The following is a 20,535-nucleotide window of genomic DNA, read 5'->3' on the forward strand; positions in this document are numbered from 1 at the left end:
TGGTGTTGGATGTATCCACGACGGGGGATCGCGCCTCGTCCGAACACTCAGGAGGCAACCCATGGGTATCGCAACGCTGACGCCGACCGCCGTCGCCGTCGACACGGCCTCGGACGCGGGCCTGTACCGGCTCGATCCGCCGATCGTCGGGGACGACGGAAAGGCGCACGAGTACGGTGCGGCGATGGCCATGCCCCTCGGCATCCTCGTGGACGTGTGGGCCGCCCGCGAGGACGGCAGCCTCGTCCTGGACGACCACGGCGACTGGGTCGCTCTCATCAACTGCTCTCCCGCGCCGGGATTCCGGCCCACCGTTGAGGGCGAGTTCGAGTCGGCAGGGTACGAGGTCTACTGCCAAGGACGCGCGGCGTCGTAGCCCGGCCCGGGCGCCCGGGATATTCCCAAGGTGCCGGGCCGACGCCCGGGCGAACGGAGATGACGTGTGGGAGACAATTCCCAGACGGGTGCCCGTCAGCCCGCGCGGACGACGTGGACGCGTCTAGGGGCGGGAGTGGCACCGATAGCATCACCCTCTGCGGGGAATTGCCGACTGAGCACTCGTTGATCCACTGTCGCCTGTGGCGACCGGCGGTCTCTCAAACCACGCGCCGGTATTCCTATCGCTTGTCGCGGTCTCGCACGATGATGCCTTGATCCTGCAGGCGGCTGTGAAGATCTCTCGCTTTGTCGGACATCGTGTCAGACAGCGCACTTCGACGCTGACGAAGGAGTTCATGGGCCCGGTCGTCGAGGTCGGGTGCCCGTCTGTCCAGCGCGTGAACATGCCTTCGTGGGGATTGGTGTCGGTCCACGGGTAGCCATGTGCGGTGAATGCGTCGGTGAGCGGGCGTGCGTTCAGGTCGTTGCCGTTGCGTCGTGCGAGTTCACGCTCCGTCGAGTCGATGAGTCCCAGGTCCTTGCCGTCGCGGAACACCGAGTGCACCTTCGATTGAGAAATGTAGAGTTCGTCACCGTCCTGATGCAGGAGTGCACCGTTGGAGTCGACGGAACGGCGAGGCTCATCCCCTGTGCCTGCTCCGGAAGGACTCTGAACCCGGTCGATGGCATGGCACGTTCGCTGGAGCCGCGAACTTCATGCTCGCCGACGGAGATGCTCTGCACCAGCCGCGCACCGCCCCAAACCTCTTGCAGTTGAACGACAATCAGCCGCTGGTCGATACTGGTCTCGGATGCCAACCTGCCCAGGCGTGGGCCCTCGATTTCTTCCTCACCCTCGAAGCACCATACCTGCAGCCTGTCGCGGTCAAGACTTCCGGCCCGGCGCCGCAGATGCACGCCGGCTACGGAATCACGGGCGACGGTGGTGAGATCACCATAATTCCCTGGGGGCGCCTCAGGACCTGCGATCGTCGCAAACGCCCCGGCTTCTCGTATGGCGTGGCGGCACGTGTTCGAAACGACGTGCTGGACTCCGCCATCCACCTGGCCCGGGCAGTCCACCGAACTCCGGCTCAGCGATCACTCGGGGGTCATGTGCCGACTGATGCCGGCAGAGCCGACGTCATATTCCCCGATATCGGCACATTGGCCGGGGCTCGGTGGCGGTCCTCAGCTGGGTAACCCACCCGAGACGACCGAGCGCATGCCCCCGGCCGCACCGGGCGACCGACGTGCACCGCTTGTTTCCCGGCGGGCAGGGTTTTCGGGCCAAGGCGTGCGTACAGCCGTCGGTGCAGCCGCCGGGCCTCGCCGACGAGCTCGCGTTCGCGTGGGGTCAGCGGCCGGGCAGACTCGATCGTCGTCGCCGTCCGCAGGAACTCCTCGACACGGGTCAGCTCCGCACGGGCGACACGCTGACGCTTGCTGTCTACCGGCGTCGGCGTCTTCCCTGTGCGGCTCCTACTTCTCCCCATAGCTCGGATACTCGCACACCCCAATGACATCGACTCTCGCTTTCCCGGCGTGCGCAATGTCGGCGGACGCGAGGCGGGACGCCACATCATCCGGGGGGCGGGGCCCGGCCGGATAGATGGCCACGTCTCGTTCGCAAGAGACATCAGCGAGGTGTGCGTGGAGAAGACATGGCGGGGTGGTGGATGGATAAAGCCCTTCGAGTCCGAGAGGCCTGCCCGACGGCGGAATGTCGGCGCGGTCTGGTTCGATGTCGCCAGACAGACTCGGATACAGGAGGGTGTGGATACCGTGGGGACCTGGGGCAGCGGCAACTTCGACGACGACACCGCCGCCGATCATCTCTCGGACCTGACCGGCCGGCTCGTCGACGAGGTCATCAAGGCGATGTCCGGTGACCCGGTCGAGATCGAGCCGGACGACTACTGGGGCGTCGCGGTGCCGTGCAACCTGGAGCTGCTCTACCTGATCGCGCAGCAACACTACGTCGGGGTCAGTCTGCCCGACCCGGAGACCGTTGCGGGCTGGAAGGGCCGGTTCCTGGCCGTCTGGGACGGGGCGATCGATGGGCTGGAGCCTGCGCCGGGCTACAAGGAGCGGCGACGTGAGGTCCTCGTGCGGACCTTCGACCAACTGGCTGAGCTGGCGGCGAAGCGCGAGGGATGAGGAGCCGGGCAGGGCGCAAGCAGTCGACCGCTCGTGTGCGAACTGTCGTTCGTTGGAAGGTCGGGTCCCCGGCAAAGTCGCGTAGGCCCATGTCATATGGCGTGAAGCAGATCGATCGGGCGGTGCGGGTTGCGACTGTGATGCCGTAACCCAGCGGCGAGGTTCGTGATGCCGGCGAGCCGGAGGACACTGATGGTCGTGTTGCGGAGGGTGGCCATGTCCTGCGGCCGGTGCCGGTTCGGGTGGTGGAGCGGTCTTCGTCGAAGGTGGCGTCACGGACCCAATACAGTTGGTTCCCCATGGCCCAGTGCCCGCGAATCCAGGCCGCAACCTGCAACGGAACGGCTTCGGTCATCGGCATGGAGGTGATCGGGTAGACGACCTCGACGGCCTTCCGTCCGTTCCTGGTGACGGTGCGGCGGACCTGTAGGACTTGTGTGGCGTGCGGGAATCCGAGGCCGGCGGCGACCTCCGTGGCTTTGATCGTGCGCCGCTCCCGGCGTCCGTGACCACACCCGGCGATCGAGGATGATGCGGGAATCTCTTTCCAGGGCAGTGCTTTCACGAGATTCCGTAGGGCACGTCGGTTGTTCCTGACGGTGAACACGTAGTGCCCGCCCCGGCCCACGATGCGTTCGGCAGTGGCCCGCCGGCAGCGCAAGGCATCCGCGGTGACCACAGCATCGGTGAGGTCGAGCATGCCGAGCAGATCGATCGGCAGGGGATCTCATTCGTCTTCGCGCCGACCTCGACCTGTCCGAGCACAACCCCGCTCCCCTGATCGAGGGCCGCGAGACGATGCGTCAGATGTTCGGCCGAGTCCTTCGCACCCCGCAACGTCTTGCCGTCGACCGCGACCAGCCGGCGACCGTCGATCATGCTGGTGCGCAACCAGACCCACAACCCGATGACCTGGTCCACCACCCCGGCGTCGACGCGGGCGAGGGTGCGGCGGATCGTCGACTCCGACGGCGGCCGGCCTTCGATTCCGAGTCGGCCCGGGGCTTCTGTCGGGGCATCGTGGACCCATTCGGCTATCGCGGTGAACGAGCGGGCTCCCGCGCACACCGCCGCCAGCGCCACCGTCAGGATCACCGTGAGCCGGTGCCGGACCCCGCGTCGGGCCCGTGGATCGGGTACCTGGTCGCGTACCTCGAGGATCCGGGCGTCGGACACTCGGGCAGGCATGGGGGAAGATGGGGCTGCAGCACGACTCGTTCCTGGTTGTGGAGCTGGTGTAGGAACGTGAATCATTGCCGTGGCGGTCGTGCCCGCCCCAATCAGCGCTCCCGGTCGAGCGGTATCCCGTACTGAAACCGCAGGTCAGCGGGCATCACTCACGACTTTGCCGGGGCCCTGGTGGCGCGGGTTACTCTCATACGAAGTGGTAACGATGGCACAGCGGTCGCCGCGGTACCACCGATTCGAGGACCCCGTGCCTTGAAGGTTGCTGCAGCGGCAGGCAGTGCTTCAATAACTACGTCTAGATCTTGACCTCGATCTGAAAGTCATACATGTACGACGTCCCTGCAGAGTCCACATCAGGCGGCCTGGAAGAGTTGGCCTATCAGCGTCTCAAGGAAGCGCTGCTTGTTGGCACATACGGACAGGGTGACCGCCTGTCGATTCGTGGTGTCAGCGATTCTCTCGACCTCAGCCCTATGCCGTGCCGAGCGGCGATCCGACGACTCGTACATGAGAATGCTCTCGACACAACCCGGGCGGGCACCGCAATCGTGCCGCACCTGACGCGGCGGGGGTTCGAGGACCTCACTTTGATGCGCATTCGGCTCGAGCCTCTGGCATTGCAGCTAGGTGCGCCGAACTTGACTACCGAGAGTTTCGAGCGTCTCGGCACGCTCGTTCGTGATCACGACATCGCTCGCCTCGCCAGCGACACCCTCGGAGCGCAGCAAGCCGACACTGCTTTCCTCTTCGAGATCTATCGCGCTGCCGCCTCGCCCCTACTTCTCCGATACATCGAGGGGCTCTGGTTGCGGCGAAGTCCACTCTTCTGGGAAGCGCGATGGATCGTGATGGGAAGCAGCGTCGGCCGTGTTCTTCGCCACCAAGAAATCGTCGACGCTCTGCATGCAGCCGACGTGGAGGTCGCGTGTGAGCTCCTGACCGAAGAAATCCGAGCGACGGCGGATTTGCTGTTGGCAGAATTCGACTTTCGATCCTGACATCGAATCATCGGTAGGTGCGTTGGGCGATTGGGACTGTGTCCAACATGGACCGAATGCTCCTGAGGAACGCCGCCTCTGCGGCATCGGCACTCCGCCGCGGATTGATCACTAGATGGACCTCGGTCGGCAAGAGTTCAGACGTGGGGAGCAGCGGCCACAGCAGCCCCGACTCGACGTCGGCGCGCGCAGTATGCACGGGCAATGCCCCGATACCCAGGCCCGCGATGATCATGCGGCGAACCTCGAGCAGGTTCGCCGATACCCCCCGCGGCTCGGGGTGCAGCTTGAACCGCTCCCTGAGTTGCCGCACCCGAAAGAGTGCGCCGTTTTCCAGCTCCGTCTGGAACGACACGGCCGTTCTCCCCGCCAGTTCGGGGATGGCAATGCTTGTTCGTCCGAATAATTCGTGCCCTGGGCCACAGTAGAGACCGAAGTATTCGCAATAGAGCACATGACTTTCGACAGCAAGGTCCTCGTCACGCATCAAGCAGATGCCAAGAGAGGCTCGGTTCTGCCGTACTCGACTGAGTACGTCGGCACTGTCAGTCACCACGCTCGAATACGTCACGTCCGGGTGGGCCGCATTGAACTGCCGCAGTACCTCGTCGAAGTGCGGGCTCACTACGTGACTCGCCGCAGCGAGGGACACGTGGCCCGATATGGATTTCTCGGAGGCCACCATCAAGCTCGGAATTCGCGAGACCGAATCGAGCATCGCACTACTTTCCCGGTAGAGTGCCGCCCCCGCTGTGCTCAATGTGAAATGGCCCGGCCGTCGGTCGAGCAACTGGTGGCCGACCGCCTGCTCCAAACGCTTCAACGCACTACTGACAGTGGGCTGACTCAGGTCAAGAAAGTCTGCCGCCCGCGTGATCCCTCCTTGTTCGACGACAACAGTGAAAGTCCGCAGCAGGTTCCAGTCCAGAGACCAGAGGAAAGGTTGCTCGTACGGCCGCACAATAGACTCCAGTAATAGTCGTTGTGCGCAAACATAACCCCGAGGCATGGCGACGGGCAAGTACACACTCCCTCACCGGGAGGCGGCTGCGCAGTTCAGGCCATGCGGACGCAACTGGTCTGCCCATCGCAGCCGACCGCAGGCATGCCCCTTCCGCAACTCGAACCCGGGATGCAGCATCCATTGCCGCACGCCAAGTCCAACTATCGAGGGCCTGGCTCTATCTGGCGCGGTCACGCCGACCCCATCGCAGGCCGCACATTTCAGCCCACTTGCCACGTCGCGAAGCGCCCGTTCGGGAACGACCTCATGCAGGGAGAAGCGGGATGGCATTCTCTACGCGAATAGACAGAATCAATTCTGTCAATAATCGAACATTTCGTTGCCCTCTAGTTGGGGACCTTGTAGTCTTCATCACGACCCGCACACATTTAGGCCGACAATGGCCACGTCTTCTCCCCCCGTTTCTGCGTGGGTGAGCACTCTGCGTGAGTGAACACTCTGCACATCGAGAATTCGACCACGCTACGTCGGCCCTCCGAATGCACATGGATGGTTCGTGTTCACGCTCCCGAGTAAATTCAATCGCATCGAAGAAGCCGTCTCGCAGATCCGGGATGGTGCGGTGGTGATGATCGGCGGATTCGGTGTGCCAGGCACTCCGTTTCTCCTCATCAAGGAACTGGTCCGGCAGGGGCCGCGTCACCTGACCGTCATCAAGAATGACGCGAACGAGGCCGGCTCGGGAGTTGACTGGCTCTTGGAGAACGGGCAGGTCGACCGCATCATCACCAGCCACATCGGACTCAATTCGAACGCTGTTCGAATGATGAACGAGAGGCGGATCGAGGTCGAGTTCGTGCCGCAAGGCATTCTCGCTGAACGCATCCGCGCCGCCGGCGCGGGACTGATCGGCTTCGTCACCGATGTCGGGATCGACACCGAGGTCGCTACGGGCAAACAAAGCATCGAAATCGGCGACACAGTCGGGATTCTCGAGACTGCACTTGCTGCCGACTTCGCGCTCGTGCACGCCGAGAAGTCCGACCCGTTCGGAAATCTGACTTTTTCGGCGGCCGCCAGAAATTTCAACCCGATCATGGCGATGGCAGCCGGCCAAACAATTGCCGAAGCGGAGACATGCGTCGACCTAGGCGCCATCGAGCCCGACAACGTCCACCTTCCGGGCACGTTCGTCGACCACATCATCGAAATGTTCGAACTGCCGGAGACCTCCAATGTTGTTGAGCGCTAAGGAATCGATGCTTCGCCGTGTGGCAGCGGACATCGTCCCCGGAATGACCATAAATCTCGGCATCGGGCTGCCGACCGGGGTGATCCAGTACATCGCCCCAGGAACCTGCGTCTGTCTTCACTCCGAGAACGGCATCGTCGGCGTCGCGCCGACACCGCCCGGCGACACCCCTGATCCCAATCTTGTCGACGCCGGCGGTGCCCATGTATCGCGCCTGCAAGGTGCCGCCTTCTTCGATAGCGCAGTCAGCTTCGCGATCGTGCGCTCTGGCCGTATCGATCTCACGCTGCTCGGCGCACTCGAGGTCTCAGGCCACGGGGACCTGGCCAACTGGAAGATCCCGGTCAAATTCACCCCCGGCATGGGCGGCGCAATAGAACTCGCGCAGAAAAGTCGTCGGGTCGGTGTGGTCACGTCCCATGTCGATCGCCACGGCAACCCCAAAATCGTCTCCGAGTGCACTCTTCCGCTCACAACACGGGGGCGCGTGAGCCGGATCTACACCGACATGGCGGTCTTCGACGTCACTCCAGCAGGGTTGAGTCTCATCGACATTGCAGACGGTGTCAGCGTGCGGGAACTGCGCTCGGTCACCGGAGCCGAATTCGTCGTCTCTGCCCTAAATCCGACTACCTTCTTCTAGCCGAGAGCCGAAATGGTCATGGAAACAACCCAACTGGACATTCTGCGCGCGGTCGACGCACTATTCGACCAGGAGACTGAGTTTCTTGCAGAACTCGTGCGATACCCCTCGCTGCGCGGCAAGGAGACACCCGCACAAGAATTCGTCGCCGACGTCTTGTCCGAGCGCGGATTCGAAGTCGACAGCTGGAATCTTGATGTCGACGAAATATCGGGAATGCCCGGCTTCTCACCTGTCCACGCAGCCTACGACGACGCAATCAACGTCGTCGGAACCCTCCGCAGCGACACGCGCCGAGGGCGAACCCTGATTCTCAACGGACACATCGACGTTGTCCCCCCAGGGCCTCTCGAAATGTGGACCCACGATCCCTTCACACCCACCATCGACGGCGGGTGGATGTACGGTCGCGGTGTCGGTGACATGAAGGCTGGACTGACCACCAATCTGTATGCCCTCGAGGCCCTGCGAACGCTCGGGAAACGGCCCGCCGCCGACGTCTTCTACCAATCGGTAGTCGAGGAAGAATGCACCGGCAATGGTGCCCTCGCTTGTTTGCGCCGCGGGTATCGAGCGGACGCGGCACTAATCTCCGAGCCGTTCTCTGAATCCCTGGTCGCTGCCCAAGTCGGCGTGCTCTGGTTTCAAGTGCGCCTCAAAGGCCGCCCGACTCATGTCGCCTACGCAGGTTCTGGAGCCAACGCCATCGAAGCGGCAATCCCACTCATTGCCGCCCTGCACGAGATGGAACACGACCTGAACACCGCGGCTCGGCGCCACCACGCGTTTGCTGACGACGAACACGCCCTGGTCCTCAACATCGGCAAAATCCACGGAGGCGACTGGGCCAGCTCGGTACCTGCATGGTGCACCTTCGACGTTCGGATGGGCCTTTTCCCCGGCCAAAGCGTCGACGAATTGCGGGCCCGTATCGAATCCGTCATCCACGACGCGGCCCGTAAGCAACCCTTCCTGGCCGACAACGCCCCTGAGATCGTGTACGACGGCTTTGCTGCCGAGGGCTATGCTCTGAGCGACGACACGACCGCGAACGCAGTAAGCGCCCAGAACTTGCTCAAGTCAGCACACCGAGCTGCCACAGGGCAATCGTTGCGGCACACGGCGATCACCGCAACGACCGATGCACGTTTCTTCGGGCTCTACGCAGGCACCCCCGCGCTCGTGTACGGCCCCCACGCCGAGGCAATTCACGGCTTCGATGAACGGGTTGATCTCGAGTCGGTCCGCCGCGTCACCCATGCGACCGCGCTGTTCATCGCGTCCTGGTGCGGACTTGAAGACGACAAGGGCCACTCGTGAATACCACTGCCGTCTTTGACGTTACCGCTCAAGCCACGACCGGCGCCGCACACCGACGTGCTTTCAGCGAGGTACAACATCCGACACTCACCGCCCACACCGTCCGCGCCGCGACCTCGCCGACCGGAGCGGACGGGTATCGAGATGGGATGGCGCTGCATGGTCAGGCCTTGGCGAATGAGGAACGTCCATGAACACCGCCCTCGCTGAGGTCACTTTTCGTCGCGCTCGAAGAGAGGACTGCGGAGAGGGACTACGCGCACTCACGCTCCTCACCGAGTCGATCGGCGGCGTCATCTGAGAAAGATCGGGGCCGCCTCCCCAAGCACCCGCCCTGTAAGGCACAAATCCGAGGATCGATATGGACATCCCCCCGCCCAAAAAGACGCTCACCGAACCGACACCGGAGTCAACGATGACCCAAGTTCCCGGCGCGCCCCTCTTGCGCGCCTCAATCAACAGTCGCCAGATGAGCATGATCGCGATCGGCGGCGTCATCGGGGCTGGCCTTTTCGTCGGCAGCGGAAGTGTTGTCAATACCGCCGGACCAGCCGCGCTGGTTGCGTACACGGGGTGCGGTTTGTTGGTGGTTCTCATCATGAGAATGCTCGCCGAGTTGTCCGTTGCCTCGCCGACCACCGGATCGTTCGCCGCCTACGCCAGCCGAGAATTCGGTAGTTGGGCCGGCCAGACGATCGGGTGGCTGTACGCCTACTCGTGGTCAATCACGGTTGGTATCGAGGCCGTCATCGGCGGCGGTTTGGTGCACGAGCTTTGGCCGCAGGTCCCCGCCTGGTTGGCGGCTCTCGTGTGCATGGTGCTCCTGACGGGATGCAATCTGCTCACGGTGCGCGCCTACGGCGAGGTCGAGTTCTGGTTCTCCGCCATCAAGGTAGGCGCCATCTGCCTCTTCCTCGTCCTCGGAGTCGTTGCCATCGCTGGCTGGTTCCCAGGAGTCCCCGCGCCAGGTACCTCAAACTTGCTCGGAGACGGCGGTTTTGCGCCGCATGGATGGGCAGCCTTGTTGCCTGCGTTGCTGGTCGTGATGTTTTCGTACAACGGGACGGAAGTCGTGACAATTGCAGCAGGAGAAGCCGTCCGACCCGCCGAGGCGGTGCGTAAGGCCATGCGGTCGACCGTGCTGCGTATCCTGACCTTCTACATCGGCTCGGTGGCCGTGTTCGTCACGCTCATGCCCAGTGATGACGCCTCGATCACCCGCAGCCCGTATGCCGCTGTGCTCGAAAAACTCGGTATCCCCGGCGGCGCTCTGATCATGCAGTTCCTCGTTCTCGTTGCTGTGCTGTCCTGTTTGAACTCTGGCATCTACACCTCGTCGAGAATGCTGTTCGCGTTGAGTAGTAACGGTGAGGCCCCCGCCGCGCTCACCCGCACCTCGCGTCGAGGGGTGCCGGTGACGGCAATTCTCGCTGTATCTGCGGTGGGATTCACTACCGGTTTCGCGAACTACTTCTTCTCGACTTCGTCGCTTTTCGTGCTCCTGACCGGCACCACTGGTTCCATCGTGGTTCTTGTCTACCTGTGCATTGCCGCCACCCAGATCCGGAGCCGCTCGCGGGCACGTCGCGAGGGCATCGAGCTTCCGGTCCGGATGTGGGGGTTTCCGTACATCTCTTGGGCGGTGATTGTTCTGCTACTCGCATTCACCGCAATGCTCGCGGTCAACACGGACACTCGACCACCTCTTGTCCTGACCCTCATCGCAGCATCGGTGGCTATGGCCTTTGCAGTCGTACGCCAACGGCGAACTCCATCCCGAACGGACGCTGCCCGCACAGTTACTTCACAGCCGAGGCTGGCAGAGAACGAGGTGGCCCGAGATGGATGGAACTGACGGCCCCACATGCTGCCGCCACGCACCCTGCTTCACGTAGCCAAATCTGACGACACCTGCAGAATGCAGGACGAGCTTGGTGTCGACCAAGCAATCCGCGCCCGGGAAAGTACGACCGGAGATCCGACGTCACCAATCCCCGGTTCACCGATCCGTAGCGGCAGATCGCGGGACGTAGACACAAATCCCCTCCCAGGGTGCACGAGTCGACCACAACCAGGATGTGAGATGCCCCGATGCCCTGCTCACGACTTCTCACCGAGAGCACCTCTCAGGAGGATCAAGGGAAAGGCGAGTAGGTGCTCACAGACGGCACCTCGTTTGCAATGGCGGATGTGCTGACATTGTCGGAACAGCCGGTATCGCGCCTGCCCAGAGCAGGTCACAGATCCAGCAGGCAAACCCAAGCACTACCGGTGTACCGGCCTCCGAGCCAATGCATCTGCCCCGCACAGCTGTTGGGTAGCGCGAAGCCACCGCAGTGACACTGCACGCTCGTCGGACTGGAAGCCACAACGCACCCGGGTGGAAACCCAACAGTTGGCGCGGCATCACGGTCGGGAAGATCAGCCACGGAACGGGACCTTCGACAGGACAACTACGGCGGGGTCATGACCGTTGATACCTAACAACTCTCGTCCCGCCACCACCTGCAGCACGCTGATGAGGGGCAGGCCCGACTACCAGACGTTCGATCGTGATCGGCAGAACGTCCGATTGGTCCGATCGCAGATTGTCCACGATGCCCCGGGAGAAGCCCCGGGCCGACTCGGAATCGACGGCCGGCCGCCGTCGGAGTCGACGATCCGCCGCACCCTCGCCCGCGTCGACGCCGGGGTGGTGGACCAGGTCATCGGGGTGTGGGTCTGGTTGCGCACCAGCATGATCGACGGTCGCCGGCTGGTCGCGGTCGACGGCAAGACGTTGCGGGGTGCGAAGGACTCGGCCGGACATCTGACGCATCGTCTCGCGGCCCTCGATCAGGGGAGCGGGGTTGTGCATGGAAGTGACAGCACCCTAGAGGCATCACCTCGAAAGCCAAACTGTGATCACAAAAGCGATAGTAGTGTGATCGAAGAAAGTGTGTCATCATGATCACGGTTCTGTGCATCCAGGACGCCGAATCGTGCCCGGTCGAAGTGCTGCAACGGCGCGTCCCACTGCCGGCTAGCTGAAACTCACCGCGCCGATCGACGAAAAGACCGAATAGCTCGAACGAGGAGAGCGAAGACCATGCAGGAAACGTCTCAAGCGAAATCCCACCTGTTCTACCAATCTCACGGGCGGCGTCCGCGCGGGTCCCACGCGGCTGGGATATACATCTGGGACGGGGACGGAAACAGATACATCGACGGGTCCAGTGGCGCGATGGTGGTCAACATCGGGCATTCGAACCCCAACGTGATCGCTGCAATGAAGAATCAGCTCGATCACGCTACGTTCCTCTATCGCACGCATTTCGAGAACGAACCAGCCGAGCAACTGGCCGCCGACCTGGTGCAGCGGATGCCCGGCGACCTCGACAAGGTCTTCTTCGTCTCCGGTGGCTCCGAGGCCACCGAATCTGCGCTCAAACTGGCCAGACAGTGGGCCGTTGCGACAGGCCAGAGCAACCGGTGGAAGGTAATCTCACGTTTCCCCTCATACCACGGATCCACGCTCGGAGCGCTCGCGGTAACCGGGTACGACTCCCTGACAACACCATTCGCACCAATGCTCCAAACCATGCCGAAGATTTCAGCCCCAACCGCATACTTGGACCGCGACGACCTCAGCTTCGAAGAGCGAGGCACCCGATATGCCAACCAGCTCGAGTCGATGATCCTCGACGAGGGGCCGGAGTCTGTGCTCGGCTTCATCATGGAGCCCGTCGGCGGTGCCTCGACCGGAGCCTTGGTCGCGCCGGACACCTACTACACCCGCGTGCGGGAAATCTGCGACCGCTATGGAATCCTTCTCATTCACGATGAGGTCATGAGCGGTGCCGGCCGCACCGGAAAGTACCTCGCGGGCGATCATTGGGCGTGTCGTCCCGACATCGTTGCGATGGCGAAGGGGCTCGGCGCCGGTTATGCACCGCTCGGTGCGATGATCGCGTCTGAGCGTCTGGTTTCGCCGATCATGGAATCGGGGGGCTTCGCCCACGGATACACCTACGCAGGCAACCCGCTCGCCTGCGCAGCTGGAGTGGCAGTCCTCTCCGAGATCGACCGATTGGACCTTGTCGCGAATGCGGCCAGCATGGGAACCCGTCTCAAAGACGGGCTCCGGATGTTGGCAACACGCTACCCCTTCATCGGGGATGTGCGTGGCAAAGGGCTGTTGCTGGCCGCGGAGTTTGTCAGCGACAGGGAAACCATGGAGCCTCTTCCGGCGCACTTGAACGCATACAGTCGCGTCGTCGAGCTCGCCTATGAACGAGGTCTCATCATCTACTCGCGGCGCACACGGGGAGGCGCCGCGGGTGACCACTTCCTGGTCTGCCCACCGATGATCGTTACTGCCAACGAGGTCGACGCGATCGTGAACATCATCGACGACACCCTCTTGGCACTAGCGAACGAGCTCCATCTTCCTGTCGAGACTGGAAGATAGCTCGCACCCATGAGCTCAGCGAAATCGGGCGGACCTCCCAGCGCCGCTCAACCTGACGGCGCCGAGATGCTGCCCAATGACGCTCGGGCCGCAACGTGGTACGGGCTTCGGTCCCGCTCGAAGCCTGAGCCCTGTCGGTTCATGAACTCGCAGCGACGCTGATGGGGTTCCCGAGACCGACGCATGCGTAACGCAGGCAATCGAAACCGGCTATCGACAGCCTTGCCTCGCGGGTAAAACCCGACCTTAGTCGACACAGCTATCGACCCCAGTGTGCTTGGAGGACAATCGCTTCGGCGTGGCGTCCCGAGCACTTGTTTTGGACGGGCAAGTGGATTCTCCACGACTCCGCCGACAACTTGAGAGGAGTTTTCATGCCTGAAGCCGTTATCGTCTCGATCGCCCGTTCGCCGATCGGTCGCGCCATGAAGGGTTCGCTGGTGGGAATGCGCCCGGACGACCTCGCCGCACAGATGATCCAGGCGGCCCTCGACAACGTGCCCGCGCTCGACCCGACCGACATCGATGACCTGATTCTGGGCTGTGGTCTGCCCGGCGGTGAGCAGGGATTCAACATAGGCCGCAACGTCGCGGTCCAGCTGGGCTACGACTTCATTCCCGGCACCACCATCACCCGGTACTGTGCGTCTTCGCTGCAGACCACCCGGATGGCGCTGCACGCGATCAAGGCAGGTGAGGGTGAGGTGTTCATCTCCGCCGGCGTCGAAACGGTCTCCCGGTTCGTCAACGGCAACTCCGATTCACTGACCGACACCCAGAATCCGCTGTACGCAGACGCGCAGGCCCACACCCAGAAGCTCGCCCAGGGCGGCCAGCAGTGGGCCGACCCACGGCAGGAGGGCCTGATCCCCGACCCCTACATCGCGATGGGCCAGACTGCGGAGAACGTAGCGCAGGTCACCGGCATCACCCGCGAGGAGCAGGACCGGTGGGCGGTGCGCTCGCAGAATCGCGCAGAGGAAGCGATCAACAAGGGCTTCTTCGCCCGCGAGATCACCCCAGTCATGTTGCCAGACGGCACCGTGGTCTCGAAGGACGACGGCCCCCGCGCCAGCACCACCTACGAGGCGGTCTCGCAGCTCAAACCGGTGTTCCGCCCGGACGGCACCGTCACCGCGGGCAATGCGTGCCCGCTCAACGACGGCGCCGCCGCGCTGGTGATCATGTCCGACGCCAAGGCGCAGGAACTGGGGTTGAACCCGTTGGCACGGATCGTATCCACCGGGGTATCCGGGCTATCGCCGGAGATCATGGGGCTGGGCCCGATCGAGGCGTCCAAGCGTGCTCTCACCCTTGCCGGGATGAGTATCTCCGACATCGACCTCGTCGAGATCAACGAGGCGTTCGCGGTCCAGGTGATCGGTTCGGCGCGGGAGTTGAACATCGACGAGGACAAGCTGAATGTGTCCGGCGGTGCCATCGCGTTGGGCCACCCGTTCGGTATGACCGGTGCTCGCATCACCGCGACGCTGCTGAACAACTTGACCAACCACGACAAGCAGTTCGGCCTCGAAACCATGTGTGTCGGAGGCGGGCAGGGTATGGCCATGGTCCTCGAACGATTGAGCTAGCTTCGATCCCTCCCCGAGGGATTCGTGCTGGGTTATGTCGAGGACGTGGTTGCGATACTCAAGGCCGTCGGCAAATTTTGGAGGAGGGTGGTGAGCGTCCGGCGCCGGGCGGCCCGCGTCCGCCAGGGACGCGCCTTCACCGCGGTCTGTCGAGGTGTGGTTGAAGGAACCGACGAAAAGTTGCGACACGTCATGACCACGGAGGAGCCCTTCTTCGAGAGCGTGCGATACTTCTCTCCTATGTTGGCGGTCAACGGGATTCGGCGAATTCGATTGATCCAGACACGTTGAGAACGGACGCCTACGTGAGCGGGAAGGCGCTTCGGCACTTCTATGTCGTTTCCCAGGTCGACCCGCCTCCGTCTGGCGGACGCGGGGTGGAGGTAGGGTCAGTCCAGCTTTACACCGCCGACACCAGTGTTTGGCGATATCTCACCGTGTGGCGGTCAGGCTGCCGGTGGCAGTACTGCTTGGTCTTAGTTGTCGTTCGTGCTGTCGCCGAAAGAGATCGAGGTGATGGTGCCGTCGCCGTTGCTGGTGGGGCGGTGACTGGGCCGGACGATAGCGGTGAGTTCGTAGTCGGCGATCGCCCTGTTGTCGTGGTAGGCGATCCTAGGGCATGCCTCCTATTCAGTGAGGGACTTCAACCAGGTACAGACCGCTGAGAGGACTACGCCCGCGCGGTAGGTGAGGGCGAGCTTGTCAGCCTCGGCCGTTCCCTCCAGCAGGAGCCTGAACAGCCACTCGGCGCCATCGGCATCGTCCTCGTCGTCATCCGGGACGTGAATCTCTCCACAGCTCCAGGCGGAGTCGGTGTCCTTGCGCCACAGGCATGCAGTTGCCCGCGGCAGCCCGTTGCCGGGTTGTTGGTCGGCTCGGCCGGCACCGCGTCGGCTGCTCACTTGTACTCGGGGGAGGGCTACCAGGGGATTTCGTTCGATCAGAACGAGTCTCGGGTTCCCCCGGATCTGGGCGCTGGTAACGCGTTCGATCGCGTTGTTCCCGAGGAGTGGATCGGTGTGGTCCTCGGTGAGGGGTCGATCTACGACACGGATCCGCGGTATGTGTATGCCACGACTCAGCAGTTGATCGACGAAGCCGTTGTTCGTGGGGAGACACATCCAGTTCGACGTGAACGACCCGGCGATCGGGGGTAGCCGTTTCGGCGTCATCCAGCAGTGGTGATTTGCTGCTGAACTGAGCCGTTCACTGCCCCTGCATCTGTCGTTTGGATGTGGGGGCAGTTTTGGCGGGAAAGGCGAGTGAACTGTGGGGGTCGGGATGGCCGTCGTGGCAGTGATTTCCGCATTCGTCGTGGACGGGCTGATACAGAGGAAGGACAGGCCCGAGGTTCATCGGAAGGTTCGGGCGATTCAGAACCTGAACTGGTGTCTGTGGACAGTGGGCTTCATGATCGTGGCTGTGGTGCACGGGCGCCTGGGATTGGCTGTGGGGATACTCATCGTCAGTGTGGTGGTGTACCTGAGGAATAGGGGCCAAGACCGGGACTGGTACGAACTGAAATTCAACGAGCGGTACTGAGGGACCGGACCGGGGCCGTAGGGGCGGTCCCGGTCGTCGATCGTGTTCGCGCGGCAATGCTCGGCCATTGTGTGCGTCGGCGACGTGGTTCGGCGGCTGCCGTATGCTAGGCCCTTCGGTCGGGTGTTTCTTGCCGGTTTGTGATCGCGTCGATGAGTCGAGTGAGTGTGGGTTGTGGTTGGTTCGGAAGAGATTATGCGGCAACCTGATCCGGATCCGGACGAGGATCCTTGGGTGAGTGGCCCTCCAGCGCCGGAGGTGATCGAGATCGCGCCGTACGATCCTTCTTGGCCGACGCGGTTCGATGAACTCGCGGCCACGATACGTACGGTCCTCGGCACGCGTGTTGTGGCGCTTGAACATGTGGGCTCGACCGCGGTGGAGGGGCTGGCAGCGAAGGATGTGATCGACATTGATCTCATCGTTGCTGATCCCTGTGATGAAGCGGACTACGCGCCCGCGCTCGAAGCGATCGGCTATGTACTCACCGTTCGCGAACCGTCCTTCTACCAGCACAGAATGTTCCGGTTGCCTAGTCCTCGTACGAATCTGCACGTCTTCGGTCCGGATTGCCCAGAACATATCCGCCACATCATGTTTCGTGATTGGCTTCGCACACACCCCGAAGACCGGGCGCGGTACGAGGACACGAAGCGACAAGCGCAGCCCGGCCGGCAGACGGTGATGGACTACAACCGGAGCAAAGGGGCGGTGATCGCCGACATCTACGAACGCATCTTCGCTGCTGCAGGCTTCAAGTAGATCACCTCAGTACGAACGGGCGGGCTGGGGCGTGGTCGAAGATCCAAAGACCTGGAGACCACTGTTGCCGCGATCATGCCGCCGCGCATCCGATTGCGGCCGCCGCTTGCGTGACCACCGAGCAGTTCGAGGGCTGCCCGTTCGATGGCGGTCGGGGCGCGAACATCTCGACTGATGGCTCGGCCAGGGTGGTGACTCTTGGCGACGCAACCACTCACCATCGATGAGCTCTTTCCCTACCTGCAGCCTTCGCGCTACGGAAATCCGCCTGTCACATCTGTCCATGATGTGACCTGACGCCAGTTTCTTAGGCGGGTCGGCCACGCACATCGAGCTGGATGTGCGAGCTCATCGGTGGGTGCCACGCGGCCTCAGTACGGGCAGTCACTCGGCGACGTTCCGTCCATCGTGCCGGCGTCTTGGAACTGTCTTCGCACGAGACGGCTGGCCAGCTCGACTTGTCATCCGACTCAGCGGCACAATGCATCGAACCGTGAACCGGGGCGTCTTCCGATGCGATGGGCTCCGGCGGCGTCGACGCCGTTCACGGTTCCTGAGTTCTCGGCTCGACATGCCGGGGCGACCCGTCTTCCCACGAGCCAGACAACTTGTCACACGGGCCGCAGAATTCGGGTATCCCCGCCTTTACGGGCAGCGCGTTCGTGGAGAATCTTCGGTGGTGACCTTCGCCCCTAGTCGACCGCCGATTGTCGGTGTGCTCTTGGAGATGAAGGGAGCGCTCGTGGGAACAAGCAAGAAGGTGCGCACAGGCCGGCAGGTTGCCCTCGTCATGCTCGCACTCGCCGGCGTGCTGGTCGCATGGCTGGTCTTGTTGCCGAGGTGGTTCAGGCGAAACCGGTCACTGTTGTTGAGCCGAGGGCCGTTCAGGCGGCTGTTGAGGGCGTACAACAACTGGGCTCTTCATATCTCTGGGACTCGACGGTCGTCGTGGGGGCTACTGACCCACTTGGGCCGGCGCAGCGGACGCACGTACCAGACGTCGCTGGGCACGCATCCCTTCGGCGACGGCTTGTTGTTGCCGTTGGGCTATGGCACTCGAACGGACTGGTACCGGAACGTGATGGCCGCCGAGGAATGCGCCGTTGCGTGGAAGGGGCGTACCTATCACTTGGGCCGGCCCGAACTCATCTCCGGTCCGGAGGCGATGGAGGCGTGGCCGATACGGGACCGAATCCTACTGCGACTAGCCGGAATCCACGACTTCGTGTGGCTGCACCACCTGGGGGAGTAGTCGGTCGGCTCACCCCGATGTGGACGCCTCGATAAATGAAACTGTCGTGATTCGCGTCGTCCGCGGACTTCGTGCCGAGCCTGCTGCCCTTCGATACCGATGCACGAGGCCGAAGCGCCACCAGGTCAGACACCCCGGGGCGATCTCCTAGGGTGATTCGAAGTAGCCATGCAGGTCTTCCCGCCGGAAAGCCATCTACTCGCGGGCGGAAGCCAGAACCGGGACGTCGGGGAAGTCCGGCAGGCCACTGACGTGGTCCCAGTGTGCGTGGGTGAGCAGGATTCCAGGCAGGCCGCCGAAGTCGTAGCTAGCAGCGCCCAATTGGTCGCGGACCTGGTCATACACATGAACCAACGAGGCATCGTGGCGAACCGTCGCTCGATGTCACCCCCAAAACCGGAATCCGACAGTGACATTGAAGTCCCCCAGCCATCAACCCCGATGGCTGGGGGCCTTCGACGTTTCCGGCCGAAACCGGGTGGCGCACCTGGACGCCACACCACCCGGCCCGTCGACGCGGTGCCCGGACCTCGTCGGGGGAATGGCCCGGGCACCGCAAATCCGACCGTAACGACGACAGCCGGATCCCGCGGCGACTGTTGCGCACCTCTCGAGAACGGATTTGACCGACACCCGTGAAATCGCAGCAGCGGGCGCGACCAGGCGGGGAACCCCCTGCAGCCACCGCCCGGCCGCTTCGCATCCGCCTATCGGAGGCGGCATGCCCCCTGCCGCTGCATGGCCCGCAGCGATCGTGACGTTAGCGAACGAGTGCCGCCTAGGTGGGAGAACACTTCCACCCCCGTGGATTTCATCCCTAGGTTCGCCCCTTCACGGCCGGGCCAAGTCGTTTCCGGGCCATGGCCAGTGACATCGATAAAGTGACCGTCCCCGTGTCCGCGCACCGTCTAGATGTTGCGGTTCATGAGGTTGATGACGCGGTAGGGAGACGTCGGTAGAAACGGGCGCGGGTCTCGATCGGCAGGATGAGAAGTGCGACCAACTCGTCCCGGCCAGAAAGAGACCCGCGTGTCCCACCGTAACGCCCCGCTCACCCCTGCGGGAAGGCTGCGGCTCGTCCGCCGCTGCGAGCACCGGCCGATCGCGCATGTCGCCGCCGAGGCCGGCATCTCCCGTCAGTGCCTGTCGAAGTGGGTGAACCGCTACCGGACCGGCGGTGAGGCCGGGTTGCTCGACCGGGCCTGCGTCCCGCACCACCAACCGGCCACCCTCGACCCGGCGTTGGTCGCCAAGATCGAGCGGTTGCGACGGGAACGGAAGTGGTCCGCCCGCCGCATCGCCGGCGAACTCGCCACCGACGGCCACCAAGTCTCGGTGTCGACCGTGGGGCGGTGGCTGGTGCGCCTGGGCATCAACCGGCGCCGATTCCTCGACCCGAACGGCGCCGACAACCGCAAGCCCGCGAACACCATCGTCGCCCGCTACCCCGGCCACATGGTCCACGTCGACATCAAGAAGGTCGGACGGATCCCCGACGGCGGTGGCTGGCGCGTGCACGGCCGCGGCAGCGACCACGCCAAGACGGTCGATCGCGGCAAGAAGCGCGGCACCCGCACCGGATACGTCTACCTGCACTCGATCGTCGACGGATTCTCCCGCCTCGCCTACACCGAAGCACTACCCGACGAAAAAGGTGTCACTGCAGTCGGTTTCATCAACCGCGCCAAGGTGTTCTTCGCCGCCCACGGCATCACCCGGTTCACCAGGGTGGTCACCGACAACGGTGCCTGCTACCGCTCGACGGTATTCGCCCGCACCCTCACCGGGATGCGGCACCAGTTCATCCGGCCCTACACCCCACGGCACAACGGGAAGGTCGAGCGCTACAACCGGATCCTCGCCGAGGAGTTCCTCTACGCCCGCGAATGGACCAGTGAGACGCAGCGGTCCCAGGCCCTGAGTGTCTGGAACATCCACTACAACTACCATCGACCCCACACTGCCGCCGGGAACCGGCCGCCAGCGACCCGACTCCACACCGGCGTCACCAACGTCATGACCTCATACACCTAG

Annotated in this window: 18 protein-coding genes and 1 pseudogene; 13 read left to right on the forward strand and 6 right to left on the reverse strand. The window is 63.3% G+C overall.

All coding sequences use genetic code 11. The annotated features are described in order from the left end of the window. Positions 1–61: 61 nt before the first annotated feature. Positions 62–376 carry a hypothetical protein gene (locus ACQ5DX_RS27020; RefSeq protein WP_430335846.1) on the forward strand — a complete coding sequence of 105 codons (315 nt, stop codon included), beginning with the start codon at positions 62–64 and terminating at the stop codon, positions 374–376. Positions 377–526: 150 nt separating this feature from the next. Here the strand turns inward: ACQ5DX_RS27020 and ACQ5DX_RS27025 are convergent, their stop codons facing one another. Next, entirely contained in the window at positions 527–1,063 is a 537-nt protein-coding gene (locus ACQ5DX_RS27025) for a YqeB family protein (protein ID WP_430336317.1), read from the reverse strand. Positions 1,064–2,154: 1,091 nt separating this feature from the next. Here ACQ5DX_RS27025 and ACQ5DX_RS27030 point away from each other — a divergent pair. Continuing rightward, on the forward strand, positions 2,155–2,538 hold the full coding sequence (locus tag ACQ5DX_RS27030; RefSeq protein WP_430335847.1) for a DUF4259 domain-containing protein: 384 nt from the start codon (positions 2,155–2,157) through the stop codon (positions 2,536–2,538). Positions 2,539–2,815: 277 nt separating this feature from the next. On the opposite strand, the pseudogene ACQ5DX_RS27035 reads toward ACQ5DX_RS27030, so the two are convergent. Both ACQ5DX_RS27035 and ACQ5DX_RS27040 read right to left on the reverse strand, forming a co-directional pair. Beyond that, positions 2,816–3,217 (reverse strand): annotated as a pseudogene (locus tag ACQ5DX_RS27035) (ISAs1 family transposase); the annotation flags it as partial. Then, the gene (locus ACQ5DX_RS27040) at positions 3,100–3,726 is read right to left on the reverse strand and encodes a transposase family protein (RefSeq protein ID WP_430335848.1); all 627 of its coding nucleotides are present in this window, start codon (positions 3,724–3,726) and stop codon (positions 3,100–3,102) included. The pseudogene ACQ5DX_RS27035 and the gene ACQ5DX_RS27040, both read right to left, overlap by 118 nt. Before the next feature lie 326 nt (positions 3,727–4,052). On the opposite strand from ACQ5DX_RS27040, the gene ACQ5DX_RS27045 reads away from it, so the two are divergent. Beyond that, positions 4,053–4,724 carry a GntR family transcriptional regulator gene (locus ACQ5DX_RS27045; protein WP_430335849.1) on the forward strand — a complete coding sequence of 224 codons (672 nt, stop codon included), beginning with the start codon at positions 4,053–4,055 and terminating at the stop codon, positions 4,722–4,724. A 7-nt stretch (positions 4,725–4,731) separates the two neighbouring features. Here the strand turns inward: ACQ5DX_RS27045 and ACQ5DX_RS27050 are convergent, their stop codons facing one another. Continuing rightward, the gene (locus tag ACQ5DX_RS27050) at positions 4,732–5,685 is read right to left on the reverse strand and encodes a LysR family transcriptional regulator (protein WP_430335850.1); all 954 of its coding nucleotides are present in this window, start codon (positions 5,683–5,685) and stop codon (positions 4,732–4,734) included. Between the two features lie 559 nt (positions 5,686–6,244). Between ACQ5DX_RS27050 and ACQ5DX_RS27055 the strand changes: the two genes are divergently transcribed. The 6 genes from ACQ5DX_RS27055 to ACQ5DX_RS27080 all read left to right on the forward strand — a co-directional run bounded on the left by ACQ5DX_RS27055 (position 6,245) and on the right by ACQ5DX_RS27080 (position 14,945). Then, positions 6,245–6,940: a CoA transferase subunit A gene (locus ACQ5DX_RS27055; RefSeq protein WP_430335851.1), complete on the forward strand. Its 696-nt coding sequence runs from the start codon at positions 6,245–6,247 to the stop codon at positions 6,938–6,940. 7 nt (positions 6,941–6,947) lie between these two features. Further along, entirely contained in the window at positions 6,948–7,583 is a 636-nt protein-coding gene (locus ACQ5DX_RS27060) for a 3-oxoacid CoA-transferase subunit B (RefSeq protein ID WP_430336318.1), read from the forward strand. Between the two features lie 18 nt (positions 7,584–7,601). Next, positions 7,602–8,903 carry an ArgE/DapE family deacylase gene (locus ACQ5DX_RS27065; protein WP_430335852.1) on the forward strand — a complete coding sequence of 434 codons (1,302 nt, stop codon included), beginning with the start codon at positions 7,602–7,604 and terminating at the stop codon, positions 8,901–8,903. Positions 8,904–9,264: 361 nt separating this feature from the next. Beyond that, entirely contained in the window at positions 9,265–10,758 is a 1,494-nt protein-coding gene (locus ACQ5DX_RS27070) for an amino acid permease (protein WP_430335853.1), read from the forward strand. Between the two features lie 1,233 nt (positions 10,759–11,991). Next, positions 11,992–13,353, forward strand: a complete 1,362-nt coding sequence (locus tag ACQ5DX_RS27075; protein ID WP_430335854.1) for an aspartate aminotransferase family protein — start codon at positions 11,992–11,994, stop codon at positions 13,351–13,353. Positions 13,354–13,727: 374 nt separating this feature from the next. Further along, entirely contained in the window at positions 13,728–14,945 is a 1,218-nt protein-coding gene (locus ACQ5DX_RS27080; protein WP_430335855.1) for an acetyl-CoA C-acetyltransferase, read from the forward strand. Between the two features lie 626 nt (positions 14,946–15,571). Here the strand turns inward: ACQ5DX_RS27080 and ACQ5DX_RS27085 are convergent. Beyond that, positions 15,572–16,117, reverse strand: a complete 546-nt coding sequence (locus ACQ5DX_RS27085) for a hypothetical protein (protein WP_430335856.1) — start codon at positions 16,115–16,117, stop codon at positions 15,572–15,574. Between the two features lie 118 nt (positions 16,118–16,235). On the opposite strand from ACQ5DX_RS27085, the gene ACQ5DX_RS27090 reads away from it, so the two are divergent. The 3 genes from ACQ5DX_RS27090 to ACQ5DX_RS27100 all read left to right on the forward strand — a co-directional run bounded on the left by ACQ5DX_RS27090 (position 16,236) and on the right by ACQ5DX_RS27100 (position 18,501). Beyond that, positions 16,236–16,487: a hypothetical protein gene (locus ACQ5DX_RS27090; protein WP_430335857.1), complete on the forward strand. Its 252-nt coding sequence runs from the start codon at positions 16,236–16,238 to the stop codon at positions 16,485–16,487. Between the two features lie 258 nt (positions 16,488–16,745). Further along, positions 16,746–17,249 (forward strand): GrpB family protein, encoded by a 504-nt coding sequence (locus ACQ5DX_RS27095; RefSeq protein WP_430335858.1) that lies wholly within the window; start codon positions 16,746–16,748, stop codon positions 17,247–17,249. Positions 17,250–17,991: 742 nt separating this feature from the next. Continuing rightward, positions 17,992–18,501 (forward strand): nitroreductase family deazaflavin-dependent oxidoreductase, encoded by a 510-nt coding sequence (locus ACQ5DX_RS27100; RefSeq protein WP_430335859.1) that lies wholly within the window; start codon positions 17,992–17,994, stop codon positions 18,499–18,501. 195 nt (positions 18,502–18,696) lie between these two features. Here the strand turns inward: ACQ5DX_RS27100 and ACQ5DX_RS27105 are convergent, their stop codons facing one another. Beyond that, a complete protein-coding gene (locus tag ACQ5DX_RS27105) occupies positions 18,697–18,846 on the reverse strand; it encodes an MBL fold metallo-hydrolase (RefSeq protein ID WP_430336319.1) in 150 nt (49 codons plus the stop codon). Between the two features lie 684 nt (positions 18,847–19,530). Here ACQ5DX_RS27105 and ACQ5DX_RS27110 point away from each other — a divergent pair. Continuing rightward, entirely contained in the window at positions 19,531–20,535 is a 1,005-nt protein-coding gene (locus tag ACQ5DX_RS27110) for an IS481 family transposase (RefSeq protein WP_430335860.1), read from the forward strand.

Origin of the sequence: Rhodococcus sp. ACT016, from assembly GCF_050477185.1 — a bacterium.
Taxonomy (GTDB): domain Bacteria; phylum Actinomycetota; class Actinomycetes; order Mycobacteriales; family Mycobacteriaceae; genus Prescottella.

Excerpts from the sequence above, each read along its gene's own strand:
- ACQ5DX_RS27020 (WP_430335846.1), top strand. The coding sequence starts at position 62 with ATGGGTATCGCAACGCTGACGCCGACCGCCGTCGCCGTCGACACGGCC.
- ACQ5DX_RS27040 (WP_430335848.1), bottom strand. The coding sequence starts at position 3,726 with ATGCCTGCCCGAGTGTCCGACGCCCGGATCCTCGAGGTACGCGACCAG.
- ACQ5DX_RS27045 (WP_430335849.1), top strand. The coding sequence starts at position 4,053 with ATGTACGACGTCCCTGCAGAGTCCACATCAGGCGGCCTGGAAGAGTTG.
- ACQ5DX_RS27060 (WP_430336318.1), top strand. The coding sequence starts at position 6,948 with ATGCTTCGCCGTGTGGCAGCGGACATCGTCCCCGGAATGACCATAAAT.
- ACQ5DX_RS27065 (WP_430335852.1), top strand. The coding sequence starts at position 7,602 with ATGGAAACAACCCAACTGGACATTCTGCGCGCGGTCGACGCACTATTC.
- ACQ5DX_RS27070 (WP_430335853.1), top strand. The coding sequence starts at position 9,265 with ATGGACATCCCCCCGCCCAAAAAGACGCTCACCGAACCGACACCGGAG.
- ACQ5DX_RS27075 (WP_430335854.1), top strand. The coding sequence starts at position 11,992 with ATGCAGGAAACGTCTCAAGCGAAATCCCACCTGTTCTACCAATCTCAC.
- ACQ5DX_RS27080 (WP_430335855.1), top strand. The coding sequence starts at position 13,728 with ATGCCTGAAGCCGTTATCGTCTCGATCGCCCGTTCGCCGATCGGTCGC.
- ACQ5DX_RS27085 (WP_430335856.1), bottom strand. The coding sequence starts at position 16,117 with ATGACGCCGAAACGGCTACCCCCGATCGCCGGGTCGTTCACGTCGAAC.